This is a genomic window from Brevundimonas sp., assembly GCF_036399195.1.
Taxonomy (GTDB): domain Bacteria; phylum Pseudomonadota; class Alphaproteobacteria; order Caulobacterales; family Caulobacteraceae; genus Brevundimonas.
The window spans coordinates 1-17,615 of sequence record NZ_DASWNO010000103.1; the positions used below are offsets into that span (position 1 = coordinate 1).

Below are 17,615 nucleotides of genomic sequence, written 5' to 3' on the forward strand. Positions count from 1 at the left end.
GGCGTGCGGAAGGCGCTGTGCAGCCGCCAGCGGGGGCAGGCCCCGCCGAAGCGCGAGAAGGGGAAGGCGCCGGACGCGTACCGCTTTGACACATTGCCCGCCTGATCGACGCGCATGAGGAAGAAGGGCACGCCCCGCGCCGTCGGCCGCGACAGGGTGGTCAGGCGGTGCGCCGCCTGCTCGAAGCTGACCCCGAACCGGGCCTGCAGGCGCGCCAGGTCGTAGCCGGTCTCCTCGGCCACGCGCTGGAAGGCGGCGTAGGGCATCAGTATGGCGGCCGCGAGCGCGTTGGCCAGCGAGACCTTGAGCAGCCGCCGGGTCGGTTCGTCGGGCGGCGCCGCGGCCTCGGTCAGGGCGGTCAGTTCGGCGTCGTGCTCGGCCAGCGCCAGCTGGAAGGCGACAGCGAAGGTGCGAGAGGAGGGGCCCAGCGTTTCGGACAGCAGCAGACGGCGACGGTGGGGATCGAAGCGGCGCGTCCACTCGACCATGACTTCGGCCGGCAGGGTCCGCACCGCCAGGCCGTGCCGCGCCTGCAGCCGCGCCCGCGTGCGCGTCTCGAACGGTTCGCCCGGCGTGTCGAGGTCCATCGCCTGCGCCAGCGCCTCCCCGAGCGCATCGAGTTCGGGGAAGTGATTGCGCCGGGACTGGATATATTCCCGCACCCACTCCGGCGGACTGTCGTCGACCGCGTCCGGCGCCGCCTGATCCCGGCTGCGGCGACCGGCGAAGGCCCGATACAGGCGCAGCAGGGCGTCGGCGGCGGCGGGCTGGTCCTCCGCCAGCTGGATGATCTCGTGGCGGGGCACGGCCACTCCCTGGAACACCGGGTCCGCCAGCGCCTCCGTGAGCTCCGCCTCCGAGGCCGGACCGCCGCTCTGACCGAAGGTGCGCAGGTCGATGTCGTAGGTGTCGGCGAGACGGAGCAGCAGCTGCGCCGAGACGGGCCGCTGGTTGCGCTCGATATGGTTCAGATAGCTGGGTGAGACGCCGAGGTCGGCCGCCATGGCCGTCTGGGTCAGCGCCAGTTCTCGCCGGAGCCGCTTGAGCCGGCCGCCCAGGAACAGTTTGCGCTCGGGAATCGCGTCCATACCGCATTAGGTCACAACATGACTTAACAGCAAGTGTCATGATGTGACCAAGCGACCACTGGGGCTCTCGCACTGCTGTATCATTCGTGACTGGAGCGTGTTTCCTCGTCGGACGGGCCTTATGGCCGAGCAACAGAGACCGACGACGATGACCACCTTCGCAGACCTCGTCCCATCCCCCAGCGGCCGCTTCGACGGCGTCGAGCGTCCCTACACGCCGGACGACGTACTAAGGCTGCGCGGCTCGGTGCCGATCACCCACACGCTGGCGACCCGGGGCGCGAACCGCCTGTGGGAGCTGCTGCACGAGGAGCCGTTCATCAACGCCCTCGGCGCGGTGACCGGAAACCAGGCCATGCAGATGGTCCGCGCGGGGCTGAAGGCGATCTATCTCTCAGGCTGGCAGGTGGCGGCCGACGCCAACACAGCCGGGGCGATGTACCCCGACCAGTCGCTGTACCCCGCAAACGCCGCGCCCGAGCTTTGCCGTCGCATCAACCGCACCCTGCAGCGCGCCGACCAGATCGAGCACGCCGAGGGCGGAGCGAAGCGCGACTGGTTCGCCCCCATCGTCGCCGACGCTGAGGCGGGCTTCGGCGGGCCGCTGAACAGCTTCGAGATCATGAAGGCCTTCATCGAGGCCGGCGCGGCTGGGGTCCATTTCGAAGACCAACTGGCGTCGGAGAAGAAGTGCGGCCACCTCGGCGGCAAGGTGCTGATCCCGACCCAGGCGCATGAGCGCAACCTGATCGCGGCGCGCCTGGCGGCCGACGTCATGGGTACGCCGACCCTGACCGTGGCCCGCACGGACGCCGAGAGCGCCCAACTGATCACTTCGGACGTGGACGAGCGCGACCGACCCTTCATCGACTCGGATAACCGCACGCCCGAAGGCTTCTTCCGCTTGAAGGCGGGCACGGGTCTGGACCACTGCATCGCGCGCGGCCTGTCCTACGCCCGGTACGCCGATGTGCTGTGGTGGGAGACCTCGCACCCCGATCTGGACGACGCCCGGCGTTTCGCCGAGGCCGTGCACCGCGAGCATCCCGGCAAGCTCTTGGCCTACAACTGCTCGCCGTCGTTCAACTGGAAGGCCAAGCTGGACGACGCCACCATCGCCAAGTTCCAGCGCGAGCTCGGGGCCATGGGCTACAAATTCCAGTTCGTGACACTGGCCGGCTTCCACGCGCTGAACAACTCGATGTTCGAGCTGGCGGACGGTTACCGGGACCGCGGCATGGCCGCCTATTCGGAACTGCAGCAGCGCGAGTTCGCCAACGAGGCGGCGGGCTACACCGCCACCCGCCACCAGCGCGAGGTGGGGACCGGTTATTTCGATCAGGTCGCCACGGTCATCTCGAACGGCCAGTCCTCGACCACCGCCCTCAAGGATTCCACCGAAACGGCGCAGTTCGTCGCCGCCGAATGAACAGGAGAGACCCCATGGAACCGCTGACCCGACCGCAGGCCATCATCGACTTTTGTCTGGCCCCCCTGAACCTCGATACCGGCACGGAAGCCGAACGTGAGGTCCGCCGCCGGCTGGAGCACGTGATCAAGACGCTGCAGGCCAAGGCCGGACGGCCGGTCGCCGTCGACTTCTCGTCCATGCCTTCGCAGGTGATCAACGAAGCCGCCCACGGCTACGAGTAGGTCTTAGGCGGCGATGGAGGCCTCGGAGGCGGGGCGGCGGGGCAGGGCGTCGATCAGGCCCAGCAGATCCGCCGCCTCGAAGGGCTTGGCCAGATGGCGGTCGGCGCCGGCTGCTTCCGTCGCCGCGACGTGTTCCGCCAGGGCGTTGGCGGTCAGCATGACGATCGGCGTCCGCTGAAGACCCAAGGCGGCCTCGTGAAGCCTGATTTCCCGGGTCGCCGTCAGGCCGTCCATCAACGGCATTTGCATATCCATCAGGATCAGGTCGAAGTCGCCGCTGCGGCAGGCGTCCAGGGCCTCGACGCCGTTCTCGACCATCGTCAGTTCGGCTCCGACGCCGGCCAGCATCATCTCGACGACCTTGCGATTGACCGGGTGGTCGTCGGCCACCAGCACGCGCAATGCGGCGCCGTCCCCGTGATCCTGTTCCACGACGGCGGCAGACGCGGCGGGCGCTTCGGCGGCGACGAAGGGAACAGTCAGGATGAAGGCCGACCCCCCGCCGGGCTCGCTTTCGCAGTCCAGCTCGCCGCCCATCATCTCTGCGAGCTGCCGCGAGATCGCCAGCCCCAGGCCCGAACCGCCGAACTGGCGCGTGATGCCGCCGTCCGCCTGTTCGAAGCGGCTGAACAGCCGCTCGCGGGTGGCGCAGTCGAAGCCGATCCCGGTGTCCTCGACGGTGAAGCGCAGGGTCGCGCGGCCCTCGCGGTCCGGTCCCGCGCCGGCGATGAGGCTGACAAAGCCCTGGCTCGTGAACTTGACCGCATTGGAGACCAGATTGGTCAGGATCTGCTTCAGCCGGACGAGGTCCCCGGAGACCCAGCGGTCGGCGTCATCGGCGATCTCGACGAAGAACTGCAGTCCTTTTTCACACGCCGCCGCCTCATATAGCTGGGCGGCGTCGCGAACGGCCCGTCCCAGATCAAACGGCTCATTCGCCAGTTCGAGACGGCCGGACTCGACGCGCGCCAGATCGAGGATGTCGCTGAGCAGGACCTGGAGCGTCTGGCCGGAAGACTGAATCAGCTCCAGCATCTCGCGTTGCTGGGCAGTGAGTTCGGTCCGAGCCATGGCCTGCGCCAGTCCTATGACGCCGTTCAGGGGCGTGCGGATCTCATGGCTCATGTTGGCGAGGAATTGGCTCTTGGCGCCATTGGCGGTCTGCGCTGCGTCGCGGGCCTCGGCCAGGGCGCGGGCGTCGTTCTTCAGATCCGTGATGTCCGTGCAGACGGTGACAATGCCGCCGGCCGCAGTGCGCCTGTCTGAAACCCGGATCCAGCGGTCGCCGGCGATCCGCTGCTCAAGGGTGTTGGAGGGTTGGGCGCGGGCCGCCATCCGTTCCGCGGTCCACACGCTTTCGCGGCCCAGCGCGTCTGCATAAAGCCGATCATTCAGCCCGATCTGAATGATGTCGCGAAAGCTCATCCCGACCTGCAGGTTGGACGACAGTTCGCGGTTCACCTGAGAATAGCGGGTGTTCCACAGAACCAGCCGGTCGTCCGCATCGAACACGGCGATGCCGTCGGGCATGGCGTCGATGGCTTCACGGATGTGAACCAGCGCGTCGGTCGTCCTTGAGCGGCTCCGCCAGAGCTTCATGACGCAGCCCCTCTCGGGGCGCGGCAACGACAGGCGCCGGACGCGAGGCGCGCTTCACGGTCAGCAAGGATGTCGTGCAGAACCAGGTCCAGGCCCCCCTCCAGCCCGCCACCATGACCTGCAGTGGTGAAGAAACCGTGGGTGGACTGCCAGACTTACGGCCGGCCGCGAAGATCAGGCGTCGGCCAGGACCACTTCGAACGACCGGCCCATAACCTTGACGGGATTGATCTGCTGCCCGCCGCGGCTAACTTCGAAATGGAGGTGGGGACCGGTCGAGCGGCCGGTGGAGCCGACCAGGCCGATCTTTTCGCCGGCGCTGAGGCGATCACCCGAGGCGACGTCCAGGCGGCTGAGGTGACCGTAGAGGGTGCTCATGCCGTTGGGATGCCGGATCTCCACGAACCGACCATAGCCGCCGGCGTCGTAGCCGGAGCGCACGACCGAGCCTTCGGCGGCGACGTAAACCGAGGTGCCTTGGGGCGCGGCGATGTCGACGCCTTCATGATTGCGGGCCGTCTGACCCGACAGGCGTCGCGGACCGAACGGGGAGTTGATCTCATACCCCTTCACGGGCGTGTCGAAGGCGATCTCGCGGACCACCGGGCCGGCGGCCTCCGCCACGGCGGTTACAGGCGGCGTCTCCGGGACGGCGAGGGCGCCCCCGGGGGCGGCCGTGTCGGGCGAAGGGAGCGGCGCGAACGCCATGGCCAGAACGGCGACGCCGGCGAGGGCGGCGGCGTGGCCCGAATGAATCAGAAACGACCGGGCGGTCGGTAACAGGCGTCGCATGCGGCGTCGGCTCCGTGTCGGCTCGGGAAGAGCAGGGAAGGCGCCGGTGGGCCGCGACAGCGCGACGTCCCGGACAACCGGAGACGCCGTTCTAAGACTCCAGAAGGCCCGAATGGGGCGACAGGGGGCGGCGGTTCGTCGCAGGGGGGAACAAACGCAAAGCGGGCGCGCGACCGCCTGGTCGCGCGCCCGTTCAGCGCCGCTTGAACGAGCCTGTTTACAGAGGCAGGCGGAAGGTGATGGCGCCCATGTGGCTCTTGGCTTCATCTCCGAACCGGCCGCGATATCCGACCGACATCGTCACGGGACCGAGATCCGCATTAACGCCGGCCGAAGCGATGACCGACCCGCCGAACGGATCGTCGACATCGCGGTACAGCACCTGCGCCGGGTTGCCGGCGATGCGGGTCCCGACGGCGTCGCTGCCGTCGCCGAACGACTCGCGATAGCCGCCTTCGACGAAGAAGCTCATTCCGTCGCCGCCGCCTTCCGCCCGCAGCGAGATTTCGCCGCTCGTCCCCTTCACCGTGCGGTCGAGGTACTCGTACTGGGCGGCGACGCCCTGTTCGGTATAGCCGTTGACGTCGGTCGAGACGAAGCTGAGCGCGGCGCGGGGCGACAGGGCGATGCCGCCCATGTCGAACCACAAGCCGCCCTGGATGCGCGCGCCGACGCTGCCGCCGTCCGTCCCGCCCGTGTGGACGATCGGGGCGAGGGAGGTCACGCGGGTGATGTCGTCGTACTGATCGACCGATCCGCCCACGGCCGCGTTGACGAAGTGGGCGCCCCCGCGCCAACCGGCGTACAGGTCGAAGGCGTAGCTGCGGACCTCGAAGTCCATCGCCCCCGCCTCGACGTCCGCGTTGCGCAGGGTCGCCGCCATGCCGAAGCGCATCCCGCCCGACATGACGTGGTCCAGGCCGGCACGCACGCCCCAGCCGGTGGCTTCGGCCTCACCCACGACCCCGCGCGCGTCTGTTTCGACGCTGTCCGCGAGAGCCCCGACGGTCAGGTGGGTGCCTTCTTCCCAGGCCGCCCGGCCCGACAGCCCTTCGCTGGCGAGGTCCAGCAGGTCTTCACGCTGGCGGAAGGCCGTCTCGGCCTGAACCGTCGATTGCGCCCCGATGTCGCCGTAGTAGATATAGTCGGTCGCCAGCTGAGCCAGCAGCTTGTGTCCGGCCGCGGTCGGGTGAACGCCGTCCCAGTACAGATAGGTGTCCGGCGTCGCGCAGACCGTTGCGCCGTTGAAGCAGGGCGCCGTGACGTTGGTCAGGCCGAAGGCCCCGGGGTTGGCCGCCAGGGTCGCGCCGATCTTGTAGAGATCGACCAGAATGACGTTGGTGTTCGGCCTGTTCGCCGCGACCGTGGTCAGTCCGCTCAGGAGCGCCGAGTTGAATGTCGTGGTGGCGAAGTCGGCAAGGGCCGATCCTTGCGCTCCAACGGCCGGGTTGCTGGCCGAAAACTGGGGCGTGAGCGCGAGACTGGGCAGGTTCGACACCATGACGGTGCCCGCGCCGGCGCCCGCGATGCTGTTGACGATGAAGTTGATGTCCGAAGCAGCCGACACCGCCACGGCCTGCATGGTCGACTGAGCCGTCGCGGGATTGGCCGCCGCGCCGGGGAAGGCCTGGAAGATGTTGTTGGCGCCGCCCAGAACGCTAACCAGATCGGTCGACGAGAAGGTCCCGCCCCCGCTGGTGTACTGCAGCAGCTGATTGCGCATGCCGGGCGGGAAGGCCGACGAATCGGTGCGCGCCCCGCCGTAGGCGTAGTTGATGCTGCCCGTGCGCGGCGCGCCGGCGGCCGAGCGCCCGGCGTTGAAGCCCAGCAGTTCGGTGAAGACCGGCCCGTTCGAGTACCGGCCCTGGAAGTAGGGGGGTGACGTTGGTGTCGTATTGCCTGTCGCGGCGTACAGGTTGCCGTTGTCGCTCAGGCTGTCGCCGAACACGACGAGGCGGTTGTAGGTCTGGGCGTTGGCGGCCGAAGCCATGGCGCCGGCGGCGGCGACCGACAGTGCGGCGAGCGCCGCACCGCGCAGGAAACGAGACATCGATGATCCTCCCTCGACCGTCACATGCGGCCGTTATGCGAGAGTGTGCGCCCCTTGCAGAACGGCGCAAGATGCCGTCAGGGAAGGTTTCAGTGCAGCATCCGGAACCGCAGCGTTCCGGCAACACTCCGAAGCGCCTGTAGCGAAGTCGGATCATAGTCCCGGTCGACGTCTGTGATCACGTATCCGGTGCGATCATCGGTCTTCAGGTGCTGCCCCAGGATGTTCAGTCCGGCGCTGGCGAGGGCGCGGTTCAGCTCGGCCAGCACGCCGGGCTGATTTCGGTGGATGTGCAGGATCCGGTGCGCGCCGGAGACCTCGGCCAACTGCACGTTCGGCAGGTTGACGCAAAAGGTGGTGTCGCCGCGGTTCAGATAAGCCAGCAGCCGCTCGGCTGCGAACGCCCCGATCGCTTCCTGCGCCTCCTCGGTCGAGCCGCCGATGTGAGGCGTAAGGATGACGTTGCGCAGGCCCCGCAGCGGGCTGTCGAACGGCTCTGCGTTGGTCGCCGGCTCCTCGGGGAACACGTCGAGCGCGGCGCCGCCGATCCGACCCGATCCGAGGGCCTGCGCCAAAGCGCCGATGTCGACGATGTGGCCGCGCGAGAGGTTGAGCAGCAGGGCTCCGGGCTTCATCCGCCCGAACTGGGCGGCGCCGATCAGGGCGCTGTTCTCCGCGCGACCATCGACATGCAGGCTGACGACGTCGCTCTCGGCCAGCAGGGCGTCGAGCGACGCCGCGGGCCGGGCGTTGCCGAGCGCCAGCCGCTCCGTCAGGTCGTGGAAGATCACGCGCATGCCCAACCCCTCGGCGAGCACGGACAGCTGCGATCCGATGGCGCCGTAGCCGACGATGCCGAGGGTCTTGCCGCGCAGCTCGCGCGAACCCGCCGCCGACTTGTTCCACTCGCCCCTGTGCATGGCCGCCGACTTGTCGGGCACGTCCCGCAAAAGGGCGATGGTCAGGCCGACCGCGAGCTCGACCACCGAGCGGGTGTTCGAATAGGGCGCGTTGAACACGGCGACCCCACGCGCCGCGGCCGCCTCGAGATCGATCTGGTTGGTCCCGATGCAGAAGGCCGCGATCGCCATCAGCCGGTTCGCGGCCTCCAGCACCCGCGCGCTGACCTGGGTCTTCGAGCGGACGCCGAGCACATGCACGCCCTGCAGCGCCTCGATCAGCTCGTCCTCGGCCACGGCGCCGGTTCGCGTCTCCACCGAATAACCCGCCTCGCGCAGCCGCTCCACGGCGGCCGGGTGGATCGCCTCCAGCAACAGGATGCGAATTCGCCCGCGTGGGTACGACCAGCGACCCGCCAGACCTTCCGCGTGCAGGAACTCGTCGATGGAGCGGGATTCGACGTCGGCGGCCTCGACGACCCTGTCCCGTCTCACGACCTCGGTGAAGGCGTGAAAACGATCCGCGACGCCGGAGAGCCGGACCTCGGCGTCGGTCCAGCCGTCGCCGACCATCACGACGCGGCGGCCGAGACCGAGGCTCTGAAGCGCGAGAGACTTGCCGCCTTCACTCGCGAGCGGATTGGCCGGATCGACTCCGATGACGCGGTCCTCGTCGTCGTAGAGGAGGTCGTTGCACAGCACCCGCTCCGGTGGAACGCCGAGCCGTTCGGCGACGGGCGCGATGATCTCCCGGAAACCGCCGGAGACGATGAGGATAAAGCCCGCGTTGTCGCGGAAGAAGGCCTGGTTGCGGGCGACGGAGGGCGACAGCTCATCCAAGATGCGGCCCGCCAATCCGAGAACATGCTGTCGGGTGAGAGGCAGCAGGTCGAGACGCCGTTGCAGGGCGACGCCGAATGACAGTTGGCCGCTCATGGCCTGATCGGTCAGTGCGGCGATGTCGGCGCGGACGGCCTCCGCATTCGCCTCGCCAGCCAGCACGACCTCCGCCAAGGCCTCAAGCGTCTCGATCCGAACGAGAGTAGAGTCGAAGTCAAAGACGTAGGTGGTCGCGACGGCCATCGCCGGACCTTGAACGACCTTCGCAGGCGCAGCAATGGCCGCGCGGCGCGCTCCTAGAACTTGCCGAGGCTGCGCAGGCGGCTGTCAGGCCGCCGGGCGTCCAGCGCGGCGGCGCCGATGGCGGCGGCGATCGTCACCAGCGCGAGAACGGCCCCGCCCTCACGGGCGTGCTCGCGGGCGTAGGTTCCCGCGTCCCGAGCGTAGCGACGCGCCGCCTTGCTCTGCTTCTTCAACGCCTTGCGTGAGGAATGTCTTGCGCTGTGCAAGATGCGTTCGCCGCGGTGCCGCGCGTCCTCGCCCAACTCCGAGGCGCGTTCGCCGGCGTCGCTCAGACCATGGCGCACCGTCTCGGCGAGATCGCCGAAGCGGTCGCGCAGCGAGCCGGCGTCGACCCAGCCGCGCGGGTCCAGACGCCCGCGAATCCGCTCGTAGCGGGTCGGGCCGCTGCGCTGATTCAGCAGGATCGCCGCCAGCCCGACGCCGGCGAGGATCGCGACCACGCCGCCGGTTATTCCCGGGTGTTTGCGAACTTCGGCCAAGGCTGAGAACTGTCGAACCATCGGATAATAGACCTCTTCTGACAGACCGTCGTCGCTGGCTTCGTAAAGCCCGTCCTCGTACGGCTGATAGGCGGAACCCCGGTCCCGCATCAGGCTAGGAGCGAACCGGGCGAAAAGTGGTTCCGCCAAGCCTGGCAGCAACGAATAGAAGCTGGTGATCACTCGGCCGCCCCCGCCGACGGTGATCTCGCGGATCGGGTGGCTGGCGCAGTACAGGATCGTGTCCGCGACGACATGGGTCGCATAGACCGGCTGGGGATTCTGCATCGCCTGACCTGTCAGGTTGCGGGCATGCTTGTTGTAGGGGGTGTCGATGGCGGCCGGCTTCACCAGGCTGACGGTGATCGGCGCCTTTTCGCGCATCAGCTCCATGCGGAAGGCGTTGGTGAACCCCTTCACCGCATGCTTGGAGGCGGAATAGACACCCTGGATGGGGATGGGCGCGTCGGAGAGAACCGAGCCCACATTGACGATGGCTCCGCCCCCCGGCCGCTCGCGCAGGTGTTCCGCCGCCACAAGCGAACCGTTGACGACGCCCCAGTAGTTGGTCTCGAACAGCCGCCGCTGATCCTCGATGGCCGTCTCGCTGATCGCGCCGAAGATCGAGACGCCGGCGTTGTTGACCCAGGTGTCGAAGCCGCCGAACAGACGCCGGCACTTGTCCGCCGCCTCACTCAGCGCGACCTTGTCGGCGACGTCGGCGACGGCCCACGCGGCGCGGGCGCCGGTGGCCTGCAGCTCTTCGCACAGGGCCTTCAGGTCGTTCTCGCCTCTCGCGATCAGAAAGACGCAAGCGCCCGCTTTCGCCGCGCGCCGCGCGGTGGCCAGGCCGATGCCCGACGTCGCGCCGGTGATGACCACGGCCTGCTGGTCCAGGGGCTTCAGGTTCGCTCGGGTCATGCGGATGCCGGGGCTGTCGGGGAGGGGGTCTTGTCGAAACGCGGTCTGGGGAACGGGGCGGAAACCTCGCGGGTTCCTGCTCTAGCACGCGGGCCTTACCTTTCGCGACCGCCTCGCCTATCTGGGGGCGCTCCCCGCCGCACCGAAACTTCAGGACCGTTCGTGACCGACCCCGCGCCCGCAACGCCCGCACACCCCGCCGACGATCTGGCGGCCGCCTTCCAGATCGAGGGCTGGCCCGTGCGCGGTCGGTTGGTGCGGTTGGGCGCGACGATCGACGCCATCCTGTCGGCGCACGCCTACCCTGAGCCGGTCGCCGCCCTGCTGGGCGAGGCCTGCACCCTGGCCGCGCTGGTGGGCTCGGCGCTGAAGTTCGAGGGCCGGCTGATCGTGCAGGCGCAAGGGGATGGACCGGTGCGCTATGTCGTCGCCGACTACGACACTCAAGGGCATATGCGGGGCTACTGCCGTTTCGACGAGGCCGAGGTCGCCTCCGCCTCACAGGGCTTCGCCCGTCCCGGGGCGCGCTCGCTGCTGGGGCAGGGCGTCTTCGTCATGACGCTCGACCGCGGGCCGGATTTCGAGCGGACCCAGGGGATCACCCCGATCGAGGGCGAGAGCCTCTCCCTCGCCGCGGAACACTATTTCCAGCAGTCGGAGCAGATTCCGACCCGCGTGCGGCTGTCGGTCGGCTCGGTCATGACCGACAAGGGCTCGGGCTGGCGGGCCGGTGGGGCGCTGATCCAGCTGATCGCCGGCGACGACGCGCGGGGCTCCACCGAAGAGGCCTGGGACCGGTCGCGCGCACTGTTCCAGACGCTCGCCGACGACGAACTGCTGGATCCCACCATAACGCCTGAAACCCTGCTGTTTCGCCTGTTCCACGAGGACGGCGTTAGGCTGGAGGACGCCCGGGCTCTGGTCGCGCAGTGCCGCTGCTCGCGCGACCGCATCGCCGGCGTGCTGACCTCTTTCTCACCCGCGGAGCGGGCCGACATGGTTGAGCCGGACGGCAAGATCAGGGTGACGTGCGAGTACTGCGCGACCGTGTATCAACTGACGCCTGAAGAAGTCGCCGCCGCCTCTTCAGAGTAAACCCGCGCACCTCAATAGGCCGATCTCTCGAGATCTGACGCGCTGATCGCAGCATCCGTTTTGCGGCCGCGCTTGTGTCGGAAGGCAGACAGATGCCTGCCCGTTTTTTAACAAGCAGATACTGAACCTTAACCGGTGGGCGCGACGATGCGGACGTTGCACGCCCCGTGTGTGCTGTCGGGACCAGTATCGTGATTATCCTACCTGACGCCGATCAATCCGGACGGCAGGGCCTGTGAGCGGGCTTCTGCGTCAGTGCGTGGATGGGGTCCGACGCTTCCTCGGCGCCAGCGACGGATCGATCGCGCTCAAGTTCGCGCTCGCCGGCCCGGCGGTGATCATGCTGGCCGTCGGCGCGATCGACCTGATGGCGGTTCATACCGCCAAGGGGCGCATCCAGGCGATCGCGGACTCCGGGGCTCTGGCGGGCGCCGCCGCCCTGTCGCTGGCGACAGACGGCGCGCCGGCCCGGGAACAGGCGGACGCTTTCGTACGCGCCCAGATGAGCGAATGGCACGATGCTCCCACCTATGTAGCCACCTATGAGGTGATCCAACGGGGCGGGCAGCGGGCGCTTCGCGTGCTGCTGAGGGGCAACCGCCCTTCGTTCTTCGCCAATCTTCTGCCGCCCGGCGGCTGGAACTTCGTCGGCGATGCTACGGCCTCTACCGTGGGTCTGGTCCCGCTGTGCGTTCTGACGACCGGAGAGACAGGCTCCAAACTGCTGAACGTCAAGGACGCCAGCCGGATGAACGCGCCGGCCTGCATGGTCCACTCCAACCGCGACATCGACGTCGAAGGCGGCAGCATCACCGCCGCCATGGTCCAGGCCGTCACCAGCGCCCGCGGATTCATAAGCCCTTCGGCGAACGTGGGGGCGGTCCGCATCGCCGACCCGTTCGCGGGCCTCGATCTTGACAGAGCCAAGAAGTTGAACTGCACGGTCGCGGAGCTGACCAACGGACGACTGATCGTCAGCTCGGGCACCCACTACATCCCCGCCGGGCAGCACTGCGGCGGCATTGACGCCTCAGGCACCGCGAAGATCATCTTGGCGGCGGGCGACCACTTCTTCCTCGGCGGCCACCTGATCATCAAGGAGACCGCCCGTCTTGAGGGGCAGGATGTCGTCCTGTTCTTCGACAAGGCGTCCAAGTTCGAGTTCAAGGATCAGGCGGTCGTGAACCTGGACGGTCGCAAGGAAGGCCCTTACGCCGGGATCGTCATGGGCGGCACCCGCGACAATACGCAGGACTTCATCATCTCGGCCGACCACGTCGAAAGCCTGCTGGGCGTGATCTATGTACCCGCCGCCAGACTCATCGTCGAAGGCAAGTCCAGCGTCGCCAAGGACAGCGCCTGGACCGTGATCGTGGCCAAGGAGATGCAGATGAAGGGGTCGCCCTCGCTGTTCATCAACGCCAACTACAGCGCGTCCGACGTGCCTGTGCCCTCCGGGGTCGGAAACCGCGCCGGCGGCTCGCGCCTGATCAACTAGCCGCCGAGGTCCAGCGAGTATCCGGCCGAACGCACGGTGCGGATCGGGTTGACGGTGCCCTCGACGTTCAGCGCCTTGCGCAGGCGGCCGACGTGGACGTCGACGGTTCGGGCCTCCACGTAAACGTCCGAACCCCAGACCGCGTCCAGCAGCTGCTCGCGGCTGAACACCCGGCCCGGGTGCTGCATCAGGTGATCCAGCAGGCGGAACTCCGTCGGTCCGAGGTGAATCTCGTTGCCGGCGCGGCGGACGCGGTGCGCGACCCGGTCGATGACGATGTCTCCGTGGTTGATCCGGTCGTCGGCCAGGCCCGGACGGATGCGGCGCAGCACGGCGCGGATGCGGGCGATGAGCTCCGACATCGAGAACGGCTTGGTCAGATAGTCGTCAGCGCCCGTGTCGAGGCCGCGGATGCGGTCGCTTTCCTCGCCGCGCGCGGTCAGCATGATGATCGGCAGGTTGCGGGTCTCGGCGCGCCCGCGGATGCGACGACAGACCTCGATCCCCGACAGCTTCGGCAGCATCCAGTCCAGCAGGACCAGATCCGGCAGCCGCTCGTCGATCTGGAGCATGCCTTCCTCGCCGTCGGAGGCCACCACCACGCGGTAGCCTTCCTTCTCAAGGTTGTACGAGAGCAAGGTCGCCAGGGCGTCCTCGTCTTCCATCACCAGAACATAGGGCTGCACAGGCTCGTCTCCAGTCAGGCGGGCGGTGTCGGCTGCGGCGCGTCGTCGCCGGGCGCTGGGTTCCAGCGGGGGCGCTCCCCGGTGAATTCCTGGCCGGTGATCTCGTAGTAGATGGTCTCGGCGATATTGGTGGCGTGGTCGCCGATGCGTTCGAGGTTCTTGGCCATGAACAGCAGGTGGGTCCCGGCGGTGATCGTGCGCGGATCGCCCATCATGTAGGTCAGCAGCTCGCGGAACAGGGCGTTGTAGTGCTCGTCGACCTCATCGTCGGTGTTCCAGACGGCGACGGCGCGGTCGATCTCGGCGGCGGCGTAGGAGTCGAGCACGTCGCGCAGGCGCATCGACACCAGCTTGCCCATCCGCTCGATCGACCGCGTCAGCGGCGGCATCGGCTCGCCCTCGGCCAAGATCAGTCCGCGCTTGGCGATGTTCTTGGCGAGGTCGCCGGTGCGCTCCAGATCGACCGCCAGCTTCATGGCGGCCAGCGTCCGACGCAGGTCCGACGCGACGGGCTGGCGCAGGGCGATCAGCCGTATGGCCTTCCGCTCGATGTCACGATGCATGGCGTCCAGTCGGGCGTCGCGGTCCACCACCGCCCGCGCGAGGGCCACATCCCGGCGGGCGACGCTGTCGACCGCGTCCGCCACCTGCGCCTCGGCCAGACCGCCCATGCGGGCGACCTCAGCCGTCAACTGGTTCAGCTCGTCCCCGTAGGCCTTGACGGTGTGCTGGTTCATCCGAACCGTCCGGTGATGTAGTCAAGCGTGCGCCGTTCGCGCGGATTGGTGAAGATGTCCTCGGTGTCGCCCATCTCGACCAGACGGCCGAGGTGGAAGAAGGCCGTGCGCTGGCTGACCCGCGCGGCCTGGGCCATGGAGTGGGTGACGATGACGATGCAGTACCGCTCGCGAAGCTCGTCGATCAGCTCCTCGATCTTGGCCGTGGCGATCGGGTCCAGCGCGGAGCAGGGCTCGTCCATCAGGATGACCTCGGGCTCGACGGCGATGGCGCGGGCGATGACCAGCCGCTGCTGCTGACCGCCCGACAGGCCGGTGCCGGGCGAATGCAGCCGGTCCGCGACTTCTTCCCAGAGACCGGCGCGTTTCAGCGACGCCTCGACCACGCTGTCCATCTCGGCCTTCGAGCTCGCCAGCCCGTGGATGCGGGGGCCGTAGGCGACGTTTTCATAGATCGTCTTGGGGAAGGGGTTCGGCTTCTGGAACACCATGCCGACCCGCGCGCGCAACAGCACCGGATCGACCGAGCGGGCGTTGACGTCCTCGCCGTCCATCTCGATCCGGCCAGTGACAGTGGCTCCCGGGATGGTGTCATTCATGCGGTTCATCGTCCGCAGAAAGGTCGACTTGCCGCAACCAGACGGGCCGATCAGGGCGGTGACGGTCTTGTCGGGGATGTCCAGCGAGACGTCGTAGAGCGCCTGTTTGCCGCCGTAGAAGACGGAGATGTCGCGGGCGGCGATCTTGATCGGGCCGATGTCGCTCTCTGGGACCTTGTGGGCGGGCAAGGCGGCGGACACGCCTCCCATCGGCGCCCCGACGTCGTGAACAGGCTCACCCGGGGTCACGCCCGCCTCGTCAGGCCGGTCGGTGTCCGCCTTGGCCTGCGGCAGGACCTGGCCGCCCATGCGAGGCGTGTCGAAGGGATCGGCGGAGCCGCCCGCCTTGCCGTCCCGAGCGCGGAAGAGGTTGAAGTTCATTTCAGCTTACCACCGGCGTTCGAACCGCCGGCGCAGGAAGATGGCGGCGGCGTTCATGACGATCATGAAGGCGAGGAGGACGAGAATGGCGGCGGCCGTGCGCTCGTGGAAGGCGCGCTCGGAGGCGTTCTCCCAGATATAGACGAGCGAGGGCAGGGCCCCCGCGGGTTCCGCGATCCCGCCCGGAATCCCCGGAATGAAGCTGACCATGCCGATCAGCAGCAGGGGCGCGGTCTCGCCCAGCGCGTGAGCCATGGAGATGATGGCGCCGGTCATCACGCCCGGCATGGCCAGCGGCAGGGTGTGATGGAAGACGGTCTGGGTGCGCGACGCGCCCATGGCCAGGGCGGCCTCGCGGATCGACGGCGGAACCGCCTTCAGCGACGACCGGGTGGCGATGATGATGGTCGGCAGGGCCATCAGGGCCAGCACCAGTCCTCCGACCAGCGGGCTGGCGCGCGGCAGGTGCATCCAGTTGATGAACAGGGCCAGGCCGAGCAGGCCGTAGATGATCGACGGCACGGCGGCGAGGTTGTTGATGTTGACCTCGATCAGGTCGGTGATGCGGCCGCGGGGGGCGAACTCTTCCAGATACAGGGCCGCGCCGACGCCCAGCGGAATGGCGATCAGCGCGGTCACCAGCAGCATCATGGCCGACCCGATCACGGCGCCCAGCACGCCCGCCAGCTCCGGCTCGGTGGAGTCGCCCTTGGTGAACAGGCCGGCGTTGAAGCGCGCCGCGACGAGCCCCGACCGTTCCATCTGGTCCAGCCAGGCGATCTGCTGGTCGGAGAGCCGCCGTTGATCCGCCGGCGTGTCCCGCGAAATCTCACCCTTGAGGAACAGGTCTGCGTCGTCGGACACGGGGGCCGCGATGGGCACGGTCTGACCGATCAGGCCGGGGTTCGACTGGATGCGTTGCGCGGCGGCGAACTTCAGCTCGGACGAGAAAAGTCCGCGCATCGCGACGGCGCGGCTGCCCTGGGCGTCGTCCGTCACGCCCATGCGGGCCAGCTGCTGCTCGGCGACCAGCAGCTCGAAATTGGTGCCCTGGGGATAGGCGCGGTCGATGCGGGCCGGGTCCATGTAGACGGGCACTGTGATCGAGTGGGTGTAGAACGCGGTATGGCCCTGCTCGACGATGCGGCCCAGCAGCAGCAGCAGGAAGCCCACGGCGAAGCCAATCGCCAGCAGGCCGTACATGCGAAAGCGCCGCTCGCGGGCGTACCGGCGCTTCAGGCCCGCGCGCAGGCGATCGGTGCGCAGGGCGGGGGGCCGGACGGCGTCAGTCATACTGCTGCCGATAGGTCTGGACGATGCGTTGGGCGACGACGTTCAGCATCAGGGTGACGAGGAACAGCGTCAGGCCAAGACCGAACGCGGACAGCGTCTTGGGGCTGTTGAACTCCTGATCGCCTGTCAGCAGGGTGACGATCTGGACGGTCACGGTGGTGACGGTGTCGAGCGGGTTCAGCGTCAGCCGGGCCGCCAGGCCCGCGGCCATGGTCACGATCATGGTCTCGCCGATCGCCCGCGACATGGCCAGCAGCATGGCGCCGGCGACGCCCGGCAGGGCGGCCGGAAGCAGCACCCGACTGACCGTCTCGGATTTCGTCGCGCCCATCGCGTAGGAGCCGTCGCGCAGCGACTGCGGCACGGCGTTGATGATGTCGTCGGACAGGGAGCTGACGAAAGGGATCAGCATGATGCCCATGACGGCGCCCGCGACCAGCGCCATCTGGTTCTGGACCAGCGACAGGTCCTGCCCCCGGCCGTCCAGCGGCCCGCCGATCAGCCAGCCTCCGATGGTGTTGAAGAACTCTCGAAACGCCGGCGCGACCGTCAGGGCGGCGAAGAAGCCGTAGACGACGGTGGGAACGCCCGCGAGGATCTCGAGCAACGGCTTGACGGTGGCGCGGAACAGCGGCCCCGCCTACTCCGACAGGTAGATGGCCGAGAACAGGCCCACGGGAGCCGCGACCGTCATCGCGATCA

The 17,615-nt window shown here is 68.2% G+C and carries 14 protein-coding genes and 2 pseudogenes; 4 read left to right on the forward strand and 12 right to left on the reverse strand.

Annotated features, from left to right (window positions below; translation table 11 throughout):
• A partial coding sequence (locus VGB60_RS04910; RefSeq protein ID WP_331037153.1) for a helix-turn-helix domain-containing protein occupies positions 1-1,088 on the reverse strand: 1,088 nt, incomplete at its 3' end.
• A gap of 148 nt (positions 1,089-1,236) precedes the next feature.
• Between VGB60_RS04910 and aceA the strand changes: the two genes are divergently transcribed.
• Together aceA and VGB60_RS04920 are read left to right on the forward strand one after the other, a co-directional pair.
• Complete coding sequence (aceA, locus tag VGB60_RS04915) at positions 1,237-2,517, forward strand: isocitrate lyase (RefSeq protein WP_331037154.1); 1,281 nt, start codon at positions 1,237-1,239, stop codon at positions 2,515-2,517.
• Positions 2,518-2,531: 14 nt separating this feature from the next.
• Positions 2,532-2,741 carry a hypothetical protein gene (locus VGB60_RS04920; RefSeq protein ID WP_331037155.1) on the forward strand — a complete coding sequence of 70 codons (210 nt, stop codon included), beginning with the start codon at positions 2,532-2,534 and terminating at the stop codon, positions 2,739-2,741.
• A 3-nt stretch (positions 2,742-2,744) separates the two neighbouring features.
• Here VGB60_RS04920 and VGB60_RS04925 read toward each other — a convergent pair whose 3' ends face one another.
• From VGB60_RS04925 to VGB60_RS04950, 6 genes and pseudogenes are all read right to left on the reverse strand, one after another.
• The gene (locus tag VGB60_RS04925; protein WP_331037156.1) at positions 2,745-4,340 is read right to left on the reverse strand and encodes an ATP-binding protein; all 1,596 of its coding nucleotides are present in this window, start codon (positions 4,338-4,340) and stop codon (positions 2,745-2,747) included.
• Between the two features lie 174 nt (positions 4,341-4,514).
• Entirely contained in the window at positions 4,515-5,132 is a 618-nt protein-coding gene (locus tag VGB60_RS04930; protein WP_331037157.1) for a M23 family metallopeptidase, read from the reverse strand.
• A gap of 217 nt (positions 5,133-5,349) precedes the next feature.
• Complete coding sequence (locus VGB60_RS04935; protein WP_331037158.1) at positions 5,350-7,182, reverse strand: autotransporter domain-containing protein; 1,833 nt, start codon at positions 7,180-7,182, stop codon at positions 5,350-5,352.
• A gap of 89 nt (positions 7,183-7,271) precedes the next feature.
• Complete coding sequence (gene serA, locus VGB60_RS04940) at positions 7,272-8,501, reverse strand: phosphoglycerate dehydrogenase (protein WP_331037166.1); 1,230 nt, start codon at positions 8,499-8,501, stop codon at positions 7,272-7,274.
• A 132-nt stretch (positions 8,502-8,633) separates the two neighbouring features.
• Positions 8,634-9,164 (reverse strand): annotated as a pseudogene (locus VGB60_RS04945) (HAD-IB family phosphatase); the annotation flags it as partial.
• A gap of 53 nt (positions 9,165-9,217) precedes the next feature.
• Entirely contained in the window at positions 9,218-10,624 is a 1,407-nt protein-coding gene (locus tag VGB60_RS04950; RefSeq protein WP_331037159.1) for an SDR family oxidoreductase, read from the reverse strand.
• Positions 10,625-10,786: 162 nt separating this feature from the next.
• On the opposite strand from VGB60_RS04950, the gene VGB60_RS04955 reads away from it, so the two are divergent.
• Both VGB60_RS04955 and VGB60_RS04960 read left to right on the forward strand, forming a co-directional pair.
• Positions 10,787-11,719 (forward strand): Hsp33 family molecular chaperone, encoded by a 933-nt coding sequence (locus tag VGB60_RS04955; RefSeq protein ID WP_331037160.1) that lies wholly within the window; start codon positions 10,787-10,789, stop codon positions 11,717-11,719.
• 235 nt (positions 11,720-11,954) lie between these two features.
• Positions 11,955-13,217 (forward strand): TadE/TadG family type IV pilus assembly protein, encoded by a 1,263-nt coding sequence (locus tag VGB60_RS04960; RefSeq protein ID WP_331037161.1) that lies wholly within the window; start codon positions 11,955-11,957, stop codon positions 13,215-13,217.
• Here the strand turns inward: VGB60_RS04960 and phoB are convergent.
• From phoB to pstC, 5 genes and pseudogenes are all read right to left on the reverse strand, one after another.
• Complete coding sequence (phoB, locus tag VGB60_RS04965; protein ID WP_331037162.1) at positions 13,214-13,903, reverse strand: phosphate regulon transcriptional regulator PhoB; 690 nt, start codon at positions 13,901-13,903, stop codon at positions 13,214-13,216. The genes VGB60_RS04960 and phoB overlap by 4 nt on opposite strands.
• Before the next feature lie 14 nt (positions 13,904-13,917).
• Positions 13,918-14,640, reverse strand: coding sequence for a phosphate signaling complex protein PhoU (phoU, locus tag VGB60_RS04970; protein ID WP_331037163.1), 723 nt, complete (start codon positions 14,638-14,640; stop codon positions 13,918-13,920).
• Positions 14,637-15,449 (reverse strand): phosphate ABC transporter ATP-binding protein PstB, encoded by an 813-nt coding sequence (gene pstB, locus VGB60_RS04975; RefSeq protein WP_414644465.1) that lies wholly within the window; start codon positions 15,447-15,449, stop codon positions 14,637-14,639. Before pstB ends, phoU begins: the two co-directional genes overlap by 4 nt.
• Before the next feature lie 177 nt (positions 15,450-15,626).
• Positions 15,627-16,913: a phosphate ABC transporter permease PstA gene (gene pstA / locus VGB60_RS04980; protein ID WP_331037165.1), complete on the reverse strand. Its 1,287-nt coding sequence runs from the start codon at positions 16,911-16,913 to the stop codon at positions 15,627-15,629.
• A pseudogene (gene pstC, locus VGB60_RS04985) lies at positions 16,906-17,615 on the reverse strand (phosphate ABC transporter permease subunit PstC); the annotation flags it as partial. The gene pstA and the pseudogene pstC, both read right to left, overlap by 8 nt.